The sequence below is a fragment of the Bifidobacterium apicola genome (assembly GCF_042846865.1).
GTDB classification, from domain to species: Bacteria; Actinomycetota; Actinomycetes; order Actinomycetales; family Bifidobacteriaceae; genus Bombiscardovia; species Bombiscardovia apicola.
This window is the reverse complement of sequence record NZ_BAAFQQ010000001.1, coordinates 1,835,838-1,849,026: the sequence shown is the minus strand read 5'-3', so window position 1 is coordinate 1,849,026 and position 13,189 is coordinate 1,835,838. Positions and strand designations below refer to the sequence as shown.

At 55.6% G+C, this 13,189-nt stretch carries 10 protein-coding genes and 1 tRNA gene; 6 read left to right on the top strand and 5 right to left on the bottom strand.

Features of this window, described 5'->3' with window-relative positions:
* Positions 1–102: 102 nt before the first annotated feature.
* From tuf to ACGG9J_RS07675, 5 genes are all read right to left on the bottom strand, one after another.
* Positions 103–1,302, bottom strand: a complete 1,200-nt coding sequence (gene tuf / locus ACGG9J_RS07695) for an elongation factor Tu (protein ID WP_101432623.1) — start codon at positions 1,300–1,302, stop codon at positions 103–105.
* A gap of 195 nt (positions 1,303–1,497) precedes the next feature.
* On the bottom strand, positions 1,498–3,624 hold the full coding sequence (gene fusA, locus ACGG9J_RS07690) for an elongation factor G (protein ID WP_390135069.1): 2,127 nt from the start codon (positions 3,622–3,624) through the stop codon (positions 1,498–1,500).
* A gap of 26 nt (positions 3,625–3,650) precedes the next feature.
* Complete coding sequence (gene rpsG / locus ACGG9J_RS07685) at positions 3,651–4,121, bottom strand: 30S ribosomal protein S7 (protein ID WP_015022140.1); 471 nt, start codon at positions 4,119–4,121, stop codon at positions 3,651–3,653.
* Positions 4,122–4,124: 3 nt separating this feature from the next.
* A complete protein-coding gene (gene rpsL, locus ACGG9J_RS07680; protein ID WP_015022141.1) occupies positions 4,125–4,496 on the bottom strand; it encodes a 30S ribosomal protein S12 in 372 nt (123 codons plus the stop codon).
* 524 nt (positions 4,497–5,020) lie between these two features.
* The gene (locus ACGG9J_RS07675) at positions 5,021–5,389 is read right to left on the bottom strand and encodes a DUF488 domain-containing protein (protein ID WP_390135350.1); all 369 of its coding nucleotides are present in this window, start codon (positions 5,387–5,389) and stop codon (positions 5,021–5,023) included.
* Positions 5,390–5,501: 112 nt separating this feature from the next.
* On the opposite strand from ACGG9J_RS07675, the gene ACGG9J_RS07670 reads away from it, so the two are divergent.
* From ACGG9J_RS07670 to ACGG9J_RS07645, 6 genes are all read left to right on the top strand, one after another.
* A complete protein-coding gene (locus ACGG9J_RS07670) occupies positions 5,502–6,500 on the top strand; it encodes a YwiC-like family protein (protein WP_390135066.1) in 999 nt (332 codons plus the stop codon).
* Complete coding sequence (locus ACGG9J_RS07665; protein WP_390135064.1) at positions 6,497–7,066, top strand: DNA-deoxyinosine glycosylase; 570 nt, start codon at positions 6,497–6,499, stop codon at positions 7,064–7,066. Before ACGG9J_RS07670 ends, ACGG9J_RS07665 begins: the two co-directional genes overlap by 4 nt.
* A complete protein-coding gene (locus tag ACGG9J_RS07660) occupies positions 7,032–7,514 on the top strand; it encodes an ASCH domain-containing protein (RefSeq protein WP_390135062.1) in 483 nt (160 codons plus the stop codon). The genes ACGG9J_RS07665 and ACGG9J_RS07660 overlap by 35 nt, the downstream gene beginning before the upstream one ends.
* A 121-nt stretch (positions 7,515–7,635) precedes the next feature.
* Positions 7,636–7,711: transfer RNA gene (locus ACGG9J_RS07655), tRNA-His, on the top strand.
* A gap of 697 nt (positions 7,712–8,408) precedes the next feature.
* Positions 8,409–8,633: a hypothetical protein gene (locus tag ACGG9J_RS07650; protein ID WP_390135060.1), complete on the top strand. Its 225-nt coding sequence runs from the start codon at positions 8,409–8,411 to the stop codon at positions 8,631–8,633.
* Between the two features lie 448 nt (positions 8,634–9,081).
* Entirely contained in the window at positions 9,082–13,116 is a 4,035-nt protein-coding gene (locus tag ACGG9J_RS07645) for a carboxypeptidase regulatory-like domain-containing protein (RefSeq protein ID WP_390135058.1), read from the top strand.
* Positions 13,117–13,189: the final 73 nt, after the last annotated feature.

Genomic DNA, 13,189 nt, shown 5'->3' with positions numbered 1-13,189 from the left:
ATCGGCTCAGTGGCGAATCTGGCCGGATATGGGCGAGGCCCGGAATCACAGGAAGGATTCCGGGCCCCGTCATTGAATTGTGTCGATAAGCGACAGGCAATCCTACTCGATGACCTTGGTGACTCGACCTGAGCCGACCGTGTGGCCGCCTTCACGAACAGCGAAAGTCAGGCCCTCCTCCATGGCGACGGGCTGAATCAGCTCGACCGAGAAGGTGGCGTGATCGCCGGGCTGAACCATCTCCACGCCCTCGGGCAGGGTGATGACGCCGGTGACGTCGGTGGTCCGGAAGTAGAACTGCGGACGGTAGTTGGAGAAGAACGGCGAGTGGCGTCCACCCTCGTCCTTGGTCAGCACATAGACCTCGCCCTCGAACTTGTGGTGAGGGGTCACGGTGCCGGGAGCAGCCACGACCTGGCCGCGCTCAACGTCCTCACGGCCGATGCCGCGCAGCAGTAGACCGGTGTTGTCGCCAGCCTCGGCCTCGTCCATCTGCTTGTGGAAGGTCTCGATGGAGGTGACGGTGGTGGACTGGGTGTCACGCAGGCCGACGATCTCCACGTTGGTGTTCACGGGCAGCTTGCCGCGCTCGACACGACCGGTCACCACGGTGCCACGGCCGGAGATGGTGAAGACATCCTCGATGGGCATCAGGAAGGGCTTGTCCAGGTCGTGGACAGGAGTGGGGATGTAGTCGTCGACGGCATCCATGAGGTCCTTGATGGTCTGGACCCACTTGTCGTGGTCAGGTGCATCGTCATGCAGGGCGCCGTAGGCGGAGGTGCGGATGACGGGGCAGTCGCGGTCGAAGCCGTTCTCGTCCAGCAGATCGCGGACTTCCTCCTCGACCAGCTCGATCAGCTCTTCGTCGTCGACCATATCGCACTTGTTCAGAGCGACCAGGATCTTCGGCACGCCGACCTGGCGGGCCAGCAGCACGTGCTCGCGAGTCTGGGCCATGGGGCCGTCAGTGGCGGCGACCACCAGGATGGCGCCATCCATCTGAGCAGCGCCGGTGATCATGTTCTTAACGAAGTCGGCGTGTCCGGGGCAGTCCACGTGGGCGTAATGGCGCTTGGCGGTCTGGTACTCGATGTGCGCGATGTTGATGGTGATGCCGCGCTCCTTCTCCTCAGGAGCAGCGTCGATCTGAGCGAAATCGTACTCGGGGTTGACGTCCGGGTACTCCTCATGCAGCACCTTGGAGATGGCCGCGGTCAGGGTGGTCTTGCCGTGATCGACGTGGCCGATGGTGCCAATGTTAACGTGCGGCTTGTTCCGCTCGTACTTTTCCTTTGCCATTGTGTTTTGTCCTCCTGGACGTCTCGTAGGTTGCCTGCACGAACCACGCACAGAGCACTCGCTACATATTACTGGGTTATCGGGTTCTTTGCCACTTTTGCCCTCCGCCCAGTCAGCGCTACAAGAGTGTAACGCCGACTTGTGACAGAAGAGCCTTTTTGCGGCGGCCCGCCGTGGCGGCAGACCGGCACGGCATTACTCGCCCCGCTGGGCCTTGATGATCTCGTCGCTGACAGCCTTGGGGACCTGAGCGTAGGAGTCCATCTGCATGGTGAACATGGCGCGCCCCTGGGTCTTGGACCTGAGGTCGCCGATGTAGCCGAACATCTCCGACAGGGGCACCTTGGCGTCGATGACCTTGACGCCGGTGGCGTCGGTCATGGACTGGATGGAACCACGACGGGAGTTGATGTCGCCCATGACGTCGCCCATGTACTCCTCGGGAGTACGGACCTCGACAGCCATGATGGGCTCGAGGATGACGGGCTTGGCCTTGGGAGCGGCCTCCTTGAAGCACATGGAGCCAGCGATCTTGAAGGCCATCTCCGAGGAGTCGACCTCATGGATCTGGCCATCGGTCAGGGTCGCCTTGACGCCTACGACCGGGAAGCCTGCCAGCACGCCGGACTCCATGGCCTCCTGAACGCCCGCATCGACCGAGGGGATGAACTCCTTGGTGATGTGGCCGCCGGTGACCTTGTTCTCGAAGACGTAGGTCTCGCCCTCGGTGGTATCCAGGGGCTCGAAGTTCATGAGCACCTTGGCGAACTGTCCGGAGCCGCCGGTCTGCTTCTTGTGGGTGTACTCCTGGTTCATGACAGGCTTGCGGATGGTCTCGCGGTATGCCACCTGGGGCTTGCCCACGTTGCACTCCACGTGGAACTCACGGCGCATGCGGTCCACCAGGATGTCCAGCTGGAGCTCGCCCATGCCGGAGATCAGTGTCTGGCCGGACTCCTCGTCCGTCTTGACCTGGAAGGTGGGATCCTCCTCGGAGAGCTTCTGCAGGGCGATGCCCATCTTCTCCTGATCGGCCTTGGTCTTGGGCTCCACGGCCACCTCGATCACAGGATCGGGGAAGGTCATGGATTCCAGCACCAACGGTTCCTTTTCGTCGCACAGGGTATCACCGGTGGTGACGCTCTTGAGACCGACAAAGGCGTAAATGTTGCCAGCAATAGCCTCGTCGACCGGATTCTCCTTGTTGGAGTGCATCTGGAAGAGCTTGCCGACGCGCTCCTTCTTGCCCTTGGTGGAGTCCAGGACGGTATCGCCCTGAGCCACCTTGCCGGAGTAGACACGCACGTAGATCAGCTTGCCGTAGAAGGGGTGGGTGGCCACCTTGAAAGCCAAGGCCGAGAAGGGCTCGTCCACCGTGGGCTTGCGGTCGATCTCGACAGACTCGTCGCCGATCTTGTAGCCCTTGATGGCCGGCACGTCCTCGGGGCTGGGCAGGTAGTCCACGACCGCGTCCAGCATGGGCTGCACGCCCTTGTCCTTGAAAGCGGATCCGCAGAAGACCGGGAAGGCCGACTGCTCGATGGTCATCTTGCGCACAGCGGTGCGGATCTCCTGCTGGGAGATCTCCTCGCCACCCAGGTACTTCTCCAGCAGGTCCTCGTCCGACTCGGCCACGGCCTCAAGCAGTTCGGTGTGGTATTGCTCGGCCTTGTCCTTGAGATCATCGGGGATGTCGATGGTCTCGTACTTGGCGCCGAGGTCGGCCTCGTCCTTCCAGTAGTAGGCGACCATGCGCACCAGGTCGACCACGCCGTGGAAGTCGCTCTCAGCGCCGATAGGCAGCTGCATGACCAGCGGCTTGACGCCCAGCTTGTCCTTGATGGTGTCCACCGAGTAGTAGAAGTCGGCGCCCAGCTTGTCCATCTTGTTGATGAAGCAGATGCGGGGCACGCCGTACTTGTCGGCCTGACGCCAGACGGTCTCGGACTGGGGCTCCACGCCCTCCTTGCCATCGAACACCGCAACAGCGCCATCAAGCACGCGCAGGGAGCGCTCCACCTCGGCGGTGAAGTCAACGTGGCCGGGAGTGTCGATGATGTTGATCTGGTAGCGGTCCTCAGGATCGTGGGACTGGCGGTTCCAGAAGGCTGTGATGGCAGCGGAGGTGATCGTGATGCCACGTTCCTTCTCCTGGTCCATCCAGTCCATGGTGGAGGCGCCGTCGTGGGTCTCGCCGATCTTGTAGTTGACGCCGGTGTAGTAGAGGATACGCTCGGTCGTCGTTGTCTTGCCGGCATCGATGTGGGCCATGATGCCGATGTTGCGGACCTTGGTCAGGTCCGTGAGCACGTCTTGTGCCATAATTCCTTGTTCTCGCTCTCTTGGGATTACCAGCGATAGTGGGCGAACGCCTTGTTGGCCTCGGCCATCTTGTGGGTGTCCTCACGGCGCTTGACCGCGGCACCCAGGCCGTTGGAGGCATCAAGGATCTCGTTGGCCAGCCGCTCCGACATGGTCTTCTCGCGACGGGCACGGCTGTAATCAGTCAGCCACCGCAACGAGAGCGTATTGGCGCGGTTCGGCTTGACCTCGACGGGGACCTGGTAGGTTGCACCGCCGACACGACGGCTGCGGACCTCCAGGCTGGGACGAATATTGTCCAGGGCGCGCTTGAGCACGGCCACAGGCTCCTGGTCGGTCTTCTCCTTGACCTGCTCCAGAGCGGTGTAGACGATGTTCTCGGCGATGGACTTCTTGCCGTCCAGCAGGATCTTGTTGATCAGCTGGGCCACCACGGTGGAACCGTAGATGGGATCCGGCAGGAGCTGGTGCTTTTTAGCTGGTCCTTTGCGTGACATGTGTTACTTGGCCTTCTTTGCTCCGTACAGGGAACGGCCCTGCTTGCGATCCTTGACTCCCTGGGTATCCAGCGCACCGCGCACGATGTGGTAGCGCACGCCGGGCAGATCCTTGACACGTCCGCCCCGCACCAGCACGATGGAGTGCTCCTGCAGGTTATGGCCCTCGCCGGGGATATAGGCGGAAACCTCAATGCCGGAGCTCAGACGGACACGGGCAACCTTCCGCAGAGCCGAATTCGGCTTCTTGGGGGTGGTGGTGTAGACACGGGTGCATACGCCGCGACGCAGCGGGCTGCCCTTGAGTGCCAAAGTCTTCGACTTGCGAGGCTTGGCCTTGCGCCCTTTGCGGACGAGCTGTTCAATTGTTGGCAACTGACTCTCTCCGATTCCTTCGATGAACTTGTCTTCGTTTGCACTGCGAGACCGCCGCACCGCAGCCGCAGTCGCTCCCAGGAGGAGAGATCAGCCACTGTCCACCGGCCCGATGGCCCCTGATCCTCCTGCCGGGCATTGCTGCCTGCACTCTTCGGATTCGGGGATATCCCGACAAGCTCACCTGTGACATAAGGCGCGCTGTCGGCACACACGTTGAAAAGTATATCACCGGGTCAGACATCGTTCCGCGTAGCTCGAGGCTATACGCTCTAGGCTTTGCTTAGTGTGATGGCACACCGGAACCATCAATAGTAAAGCCCTCGCAGCAGACTTGTAACAGACCTTTTCGCATACCGCATCATCTATATAGATTTCAGTAATCGGATACCCGCCTATGACAAATTCCTAATGCAGGTGCGTTATAAGTGTCGAATATATATAGGAATATATATAAATGGCAGCGCCCGGGAATGTAATTGTCCGTGTCCGGAAATGCTCTGGATTTGTGGATGGCTAGCTGTCTACTTATCTTCCTTCTCAAGAGCCTGCCGGATGTAGTCGCGCAGAATCAGAGCATGGTTGACGGCTGGATTCTTGGCTGCATAGACCAGTGTCGTCCGATCATGTTCTCGTACAATGCTCAGCAGATCCTCCAGGGCAGGATTGTCATCCAGCTCAGTGCGGTAGCGGCGTGCGAAGTCCTCGAAGCGGTCCGGATCATGATGCCACCAGCGCCGCAGGTCCGGACTGGGAGCGACATCTTTGAGCCAGCCGGACAGGGCTGCCCGCTCCTTGCTGACGCCGCGAGGCCAGAGCCTGTCGACAAGGATGCGGACCCCGTCCTCGTCAGCCGCCTGCTCGTATACGCGCTTTATATCCACCTGACCCATCATTTGCCTCCTGAAACCAGAGACCCATGTGATTCACGTCTCCTTGGACCATGATATTGACCGAATTGGCATTACGGAAGAGGCAGTGACAGCCATACCAGGGCGTAGGCTGATGAGTATGCTTACAGACGCAGACAGAGGCAAGGCCGCCGGATCAAACGGCAGCAGACCAAGCCCTCAAGCCCGCAGATCAGCAAAATCGACAGGATCAGGACCAAAAGGACGACAGTGGCGGCGGCTATGGATACCCGACCAGATAGGCGGATGGGCCATGGCCTTGATGCCGGGACTGGCCGGTCTGCTGGTTGGAGGCCCGACCTGGAGGAGCCTGCTGCTCATGGTCGCCTGGGCTTTCTGCTACTGCTTTGAGTTCACTGGTTCACGGTGGATGGTCTCGCATCGAGCCGCCAGATTCGCGCCACCGGCTCTGGGATATGCCCTACTCACGGCCGTGACCGGGTTGATCCTGCTGATCGGTACCCCTGGGCTCCTGCGGTGGGCACCACTGTACCTGGTCCTAGGCGTGCTGAATTTTGCGGCCGCCTGGATGCGCACGGAACGCTCCTGGTGGAACGATACAGTAGCAGTAATCGCGGCCTGCACGCTCTGTCTGATCGCCATCTCCCTTGGATCACGGTTCCAGAAGCCGGAACCCAGTCTGGGCGTCGACAACATTGACTACTTTGGATGCCAGCCGAATCCTGCTGTGGACTGCTTCGGCAGCGGATTTTTCCCAAGCGACGCCCTGCCATCAATCGGAGTTGTCAGCGCGGCCGTTTTCGCTGTGACCCAGTTCGGCTCGGTCATCTTCGTTAAGACCATGATCCGCGAGCGCGGAAAGACCTGGTGCTACCTGCTTTCGCTGGCTTGGAACCTGGCCCTCTGCCTGATCGGGGTCGCCATGGTGCACACCGCAGGATGGTGGCCTCTGTTGACCGCCCTGGTTCTGCTGGTGCGTGCTGCCCTGTTGCCCGCAATCGCCCATCGGCGCCGCATTCCCATTCTGTATGTGGGCCTAGTTGAATGCGCAACCAGCCTGATGGTCTTCATCCTGGTAATCGCTCAAACTGACGTGATGACCGCGTCTTTGACAAGCCTGCTCGGTGCATGACTGCAGGTTCGGCCACACATGTCACCCACGGGTTCGGGCCTGTCTGGGATGACCGCTCCCGTGTGCTGATCCTAGGATCCATTCCCAGCCCGAGTTCTCGCGCAGCCAACTTCTACTACATGTTTCCGCGCAACCGTTTTTGGCCTGTGCTGGCCGCTCTCTTCGATCAGCCGGTTCCAGAGCCCGACCCGGCTGTTCGCGCCCAATTCGCGCTCAAACACCATATAGCGCTCTGGGATGTCATCCAGGAATGCGACATCTGCGGCGCCTCCGACGCTTCAATCACCGGGGTGGTGCCGACCGACATCGCCAGCCTGCTGGACCGTGCTCCCATCGGCACCATATTCACCACTGGACGCAAGGCCGGCCAGCTTTACCGTCGCTACTGTCTGCCGAAATTGAAGGAGAAGGGACATCGGCCTACGATGATCAACCTGCCGTCCACCAGCCCCGCCAACGCCGCCATGAGTCTTGCCGATCTGTTCAAGGCCTACCAGCCCATAAGAAAAGCGCTCGATAGCGAAGAGCTTAGTGGGCAAGACACACGCAACTACTATGGCAAATAGACAAGTACTAACTGTTCAAGCCCGAGATGTCGGAAATCTTCCCAGGGATGAATTCGCCTTCCCTGGCCCAGAACGCGATCGCCTGGTGGCAGCAATCCTAGATGGGCGCAAAACTACTACGACCAGCCTGATAGCAGAGTTCATCCACGATCATGAACCACTCCCCTCCTCCGGCCGACAAACGGTTCTGGTGAACTCAGATGACCAGCCAGTTGCCGTCCTTGGATATGCCTCGGTGAGCGTGACCCAACTGGGCTTGGTCACGTGGCAACACGTTCTGAATGAAGGAGAAAACTATAAAAGCCTTACTGAGTGGCGTATGGCTCATGAGTCCTTCTGGACCTCAGAAAACATGCGACAAGCACTGGATGATCCGGACTTCATCGTCGATGATCAAACCCTGGTGGTGCTGGAGACTTTTCATGTAGAAGCCGTGGTCGTGAACTGAAGGTCCAAAGACAAAACACAGCCTTTATCGGATCGGTCACACCTCACCGGCGTGCCATGTCATGCCATCGTGTATAGTTTCATCTGTTGCATTGATCCGCGATGCGGGTTGATTCGCTATGGTGGCTATAGCTCAGTTGGTAGAGCACCTGATTGTGGTTCAGGAGGTCGCGCGTTCGAGCCGCGTTAGCCACCCCATCTCAAACCCCTACTCCCGATGAGGAAGCGGGAATTTTATGCGAAGTACCGAAATGGAATATCGGCCAAGTCGGGCCAGCCTTTTCTTCTACAGAACCGTCCGCATGGCATTCAATAGAGACAGATAGAGCATTGGGCCAGTCGCGCCAATTCCATTGCTAGACCATTCATCATGAGACTCATGAAAAACAGAAAAGAAAGGCGCTGTTAAACCAGCCAAGCAGCAAAAGCATAAGCACGGGGACCAATTCATCAGCGTTGCTTTTTTCATCTGCTGCTTTCGTATTACAACCCGGCCATTTCTACTCAAGAATTCATCCAGTGCAATTTCAAGTTTTCGCTTTTGAGAGGCACGAAATCGTTTTCTGGCTTCTTTGCAGTCATTGATATTAGGAGTGCAGACAGTCAGAAGATGGGTCAAGGGCTGGCATGATGATCCGCACTTCATCTACATTCCTGCAGGGACCGCAATAATTGCCATTCCTCACTCCATGACGTATTACAATTTACTTGACTTAGCATGTATAAGCAGCGCTATCTTCCGAACTTTTGTTTATGTGAGCACTGTACTTTAAGACCTCAATTTTCACTTTAAAAACATGATGAGAAACGTCGACCTCACTAAGCAGTACATCAACAATGAATATCAGCATGGGACTTCAGCCACATGCAAGTAAATGCGTCGGAGTATTGTTTCATGGCTCTGGCTGTTCAGGGAGGGACAGCATATTTTATGATGCTGGAAAGTGTGCATAACTGCGGCGACGATCGAGCTGAAGCCCCTTGTGATATTTCGACCATCCGAAATACATTACTGCCAAAAGAAAAAACAATAGGCAGTGTTGAACACGGACCGCGAATGACGGCATTCCATCAGATGAATATTGTCGCATATGCCTACTCAGCGGATGCATTTACATAGTACGACTCCGTCAGATCATAAGACGTAAATCATGACCTATGTTCATATTATTTTACTTCATTCGCCCATAAAGAACGATGCCCAAGTCAGCGCATTAACTCGCTCACTCTTCCATGACCGTAACATCCGTCAAGTATGCTGACGACCTTTTTGAGAGAGCGATACCTGGCAGCAGTATCTATTCCTGAGGATTACAAGGTCAACGTTCCTTCAAGAAAACGCTGCTCAAGCTTCAATAGGATATTTATGAAAATAGAGATTCTATTTCTGTAATTTTCATTGTTTTCTGTAATATGATATAATATTATTGCTTACTACGTGACTAAGGCAGACAGTCAGATCGCTTCCATCGTGAATGATCATGAACGCCTAAGGCTATATTGAAGCGTTTACGCCCAGTCATGAAAATAAGCGGAGATCAGGGCATCGACGAAGATTGGACTCGATCATGAAGCAATCACACCGAGGTCGAATTGGGATGCTGAGCATACTGGCCACACTGATCGTCATCGGACTTACGCCCTTGACGGCAGCAGCAGCTCCCGCTCACTCAGCCTCCTCGATCAGCGACTCAGGATACACGGACAAAACCGCACTCAAAGAGGAGGGCAGGACCACAGGCAAACAAGGTTACATGTCAGTCAACGGTCAGCCGAGCAAAGCCCCCAAAGGGACGACCTATTATGTCGACTCCATGCTCGGGGATGACTCCAAAGACGGCAAAAGTCCTGCGACGGCATGGAAATCCCTGGGCAAGCCGAACACTGTGCGTCTGTCCCCAGGGGACCAGTTGCTTTTTAAAGCCGGAAGCGTATGGCGAGCCAACGGCACGACCACTGCCAAGGAGGCTTATGCATTTACCCAGTGGTCAGGTGACACTCCGAAAGACATGCTCGGCGAGGCAGGCGGTTCTTCATCTGCCCTCCTGGCACCCAAAGGGTCTGGCGACAATGAGCATCCGATCATCCTGTCCAGCTATGGCGAAGGCAAGGCCCCAAAATTCGAAGGCCGGGGAGTTGTCAACGATGTGTTGCAATTGACGAATCAGCAGTACTGGGACATTTCCAATCTGGATATCTCCAACGCCAAAGAGGGATTTGACCCGACGCACTTTACCGCGGCATCCGGCAACGGACAGGTACCGGGGACCGAAAACCCCGATACTGGTGATCTTAGAGGCATTCACGTCCAAGCCGAAAGCGCCGGCACGATTGAAGGTCTGGCAATCCACAATATGTTCATCCATGACGTTGCTGGAGTGACCTGGTCAGTCAGCAAGGCAGGCGTTGATCGTTCCAAACGCACTGGCGGCCTTGTCCTGGAGGGGCTCAAAGGTGATGCAAACCATGGATCGCGATTCCAGAATGTGCGCATTCAGCACAATCAGATCATCGACACAGCGTTTGCCAATATCGTCTTCAAGCAGTTCTCAGGCATGGGCACCGCAAGGTATCAGGACAAGAAACCCGGCTGGGGCGATCGAGCCAAGGCCAGCGTTGACACCAATGGAAATCTGCACGAAGATCCCGATTGGCTTCCTCACAGCAACATCAGCATTTCCGAAAACTATTTGTCCAATCGCAATACTCAGTACGGATGGGATGCTGTTTACCTGACCAGCGTACGAGCAGCAAGCGTTGACGGAAATGTCATAGACGGCGCCGGCGTCTCAGGCATTGAGCTCTACTGGGACGACAACATCATCGTCGAAAACAACGATGTCGGCGAATTGACGAACAGAACCGGAGCAGCTGATTCGAATGGCATTGATGCCGACAGGGGCACATCCAACATTCTTATTCAACACAACTATGTCCATGATTCAGGCGAAGGATTCCTCCTATGCGGCTTCTCCTTCAGCACAGCTGTGCTCCGATACAATTTTGTCGCCAATGTCGAGAGGAACTACATCAATCCTCATGGCGATTCAGGCGTCAATATCGTATACAACAACCTGTTTGACAACACACGCAATCCGGGGCCTGCCAACAGCGACAAAAAAGTGCATTTTTTCGCGTCCTCCGGAGATCCGAGCAGAATTTATTCCCAGAAGAATATCCATATCGTTTTCAACAATATTTTCCTCAACTTCCAAAAGGGCACCAGCGGTTCACTCTTCCAGGATGGATGGCCAGGCGTAACCTTTACGAACAATGCTTATTATGGTCCGGATCTTGTGCCGCCAGCAACAGACCCTAATGCAGTAAACTCAGACCCGAAACTACAAGGAGACCCACTCCAAAACATTGCCAATATTGCGGTAGCGACGGCTGCATCGCCATTAATCGCAACAGGCCATTCCTTTGATATTGCGGCATCGGCGCCCGGCATGCACGTATCCGGGATGGGAACCAAGGACCAAATCTCAAGTCCCTACGACATTTTTGGCCGGAAAATCACAGACAGACCAGATATAGGGCCTGCGATGTACGTTCCGCAACAAGATAAGGGGCTGATTGTCGGTACGGTCACCGATGCCGAAGGACAACCGGTGTCGCAAGCTCAAGTCAACCAAAATTCTACCACCGTCACGACGAATGGCCACGGCCAATATGCTTTGGAATTGACTGCCGGCACCTATGAGCTGCGTGCCACGAAAACAGGCTACCAAGCAGGATCATGGCAGAAAATCAGCCCGATTATCGGAGGAAGAACCACCGTAGATCTCAAGTTGGGACCTTTGTCAACAACCATGGGGAGCCTGACTGGAAAGGTCGCCTCCGGCGCCGATCCCATAGCGGGCGCCTCCATCAGTCTGGCAGCACCCGACGGCAAGATCGTTGCCCAGGGCAAAACCGGAAATGATGGCATTTATACCCTATCGAACGTACCGGCCGGGACAGGGTACCGAGTCACTGTCCATAAGTCAGGATTCGAAACCGCTTCCAAGGAGGGCATCAATATCCAGGCAGCACAAACCTCCAAGATTGATTTCAATCTCAAGCCCCATTACAGCTACCAAACTATTCTTGACGAGGATTTCAATCACGAGCAGGACGGAATCTTCCAATCAACCATGGATGGCGTACTGACATCGAATAATATCGGAGATTCGGGAACCATCAGCGTGGAAGAGGATCGGGAGCAAACTGGAAACAAATATCTGCGACTGAACAAGACATCATCCAGTCGTGGCTCTCTAGCGGTTTTCAACGCTAATCCATTGCATCTAAGTGGCGTTGTGACCATGGAAGCACGGGTTCGAAGGACAACATCAAATCCGGCACCCAATCAAGCAGCTCTGTATGCCTACAATGCTGCGGATTGGAACGGCAAGGACCCGACAGCCTCAACCAACCCAACGGCCACTTTCGGCTTTTCCAACTCAGACATCATCACGCACGCCACCAGAGGCTCTAGTAAAACCACAACTGTCAAACCATACCAAGCGAATCAATGGTATACCATCAGAAACGTTGCTGACTATGACAGCGGAACATTCAGCCTCTATGTCGATGATATGAACACTCCTGTTCTCAAGGACCGTCCATTAAGAACCATCCCTGCTGACAAGGCTATGGACTATTGCAGCCTGTTTATCAATGGAACGAACAAGGGCGATTGGATGATCGACTACCTGCGCATCGGCCTCGGAGAGCCAATGCATACGGATATCACCTCAATCGACGCCCTTCAGGTCACTGCGGAAGAGGAAACCCTCGAACCTGATATCAAAGACGAAACATACACGGCCACATTCCGCAATCCATTCCTTACAGAGGCAACCGTAAAAGTGACACCCACCGACCCGCTTGCGTCGGTCTCCATTGACAACCAGTCCGCGCCCCGAAGCCAAACCATCAAATTGACGGAGTCAGCTCCGGATCAGGAAGCAACGATAATAACAAAGACAATCATCACTGTCACCGCGCGTAACGGGAAGACGGCGCAATATCAACTTGTTCTGATTCGCCCGAATCCTTCTCAAACCACTTATCTGCAAAATCTCGAACTGAAAGGAATCAAATTCCTGCATCAGTTCAATTATGAAAATCAAGGGGCAGAGAACGCGCTCGAGCCAGATCGGATTCTGGATTACGGAGTCGACAAGGTAACTATCGAGTGGGAACGCGGTTGGAAGCAGCAAACTGTGGAAATCAACGGCGTAAAAATCGTAGGGAATAATGCGACCTTACCAATTACGCCAGGATTAAACACAATCGCCATCACCACGGACTCATTTACCGGAGAATCGGGAACATATGTGATTAAAATACAGCGCCAGAACGAGCAAAATTCCCAAATAAGCGGCGACAACAGCAACAGTCAAATTCAACAAACAAAGCCGCAGAATAACTCCCAGGCAGTCACCAAAACGGCGAAAGCCCGTCAACCTGGATCCAGGGACCAGTCAATGCCGAACACAGGGACCGAACTTTCAATTGTGTTCCTGGCAGCCGCTGCGGCATCGGCTTGCGGCTTGGCATTGATCCTTCTCAACAAACGAGGCGCACTAAGATCCAGTAACAAAATGAAGAAGTAATACCACTGGTCTCCAACGTCTTCAAAGACAGAGGATCACCGTTTCTTGGCTGAGTTATACCCTGCATTCCTGC

What these genes read in the sequence shown, in the direction of transcription:
- tuf (WP_101432623.1), bottom strand. Translation starts at nt 1,302, where the DNA reads ATGGCAAAGGAAAAGTACGAGCGGAACAAGCCGCACGTTAACATTGGC.
- fusA (WP_390135069.1), bottom strand. Translation starts at nt 3,624, where the DNA reads ATGGCACAAGACGTGCTCACGGACCTGACCAAGGTCCGCAACATCGGC.
- rpsG (WP_015022140.1), bottom strand. Translation starts at nt 4,121, where the DNA reads ATGTCACGCAAAGGACCAGCTAAAAAGCACCAGCTCCTGCCGGATCCC.
- ACGG9J_RS07675 (WP_390135350.1), bottom strand. Translation starts at nt 5,389, where the DNA reads ATGGGTCAGGTGGATATAAAGCGCGTATACGAGCAGGCGGCTGACGAG.
- ACGG9J_RS07670 (WP_390135066.1), top strand. Translation starts at nt 5,502, where the DNA reads ATGAGTATGCTTACAGACGCAGACAGAGGCAAGGCCGCCGGATCAAAC.
- ACGG9J_RS07665 (WP_390135064.1), top strand. Translation starts at nt 6,497, where the DNA reads ATGACTGCAGGTTCGGCCACACATGTCACCCACGGGTTCGGGCCTGTC.
- ACGG9J_RS07650 (WP_390135060.1), top strand. Translation starts at nt 8,409, where the DNA reads ATGGCTCTGGCTGTTCAGGGAGGGACAGCATATTTTATGATGCTGGAA.
- ACGG9J_RS07645 (WP_390135058.1), top strand. Translation starts at nt 9,082, where the DNA reads ATGAAGCAATCACACCGAGGTCGAATTGGGATGCTGAGCATACTGGCC.